Annotated in this window: 1 protein-coding gene; it reads left to right on the forward strand. The window is 61.0% G+C overall.

Annotation, left to right across the window (positions count from 1 at the left end; genetic code table 11):
- Positions 1 to 223: FGGY family carbohydrate kinase (locus E4K09_RS26325; protein WP_244610705.1), on the forward strand; the 223-nt coding region annotated here is incomplete at both ends.

The raw sequence follows: 223 nt of genomic DNA on the forward strand, positions 1-223 counted from the left end.
ATACACCGGCGGCAAAATCCTCTGGATGCAAAGGCACGAGCCGGACCTCTACCGGCGGCTGCGCTACGTTCTCAACCCTAAGGACTATCTTCGGCTTGTCCTGACCGGGGACGTGGCCACAGAGGTGTCGGATGCATCCGGAACCGGTCTTTTCAACACCATGAAGCGTAGCTGGGCCTCGAGCCTGATCGAACGGGTCGGGATTGATCCGGCCCTGCTGCCG

The organism is Microvirga pakistanensis, assembly GCF_004458765.1.
GTDB classification, from domain to species: domain Bacteria; phylum Pseudomonadota; class Alphaproteobacteria; order Rhizobiales; family Beijerinckiaceae; genus Microvirga; species Microvirga pakistanensis.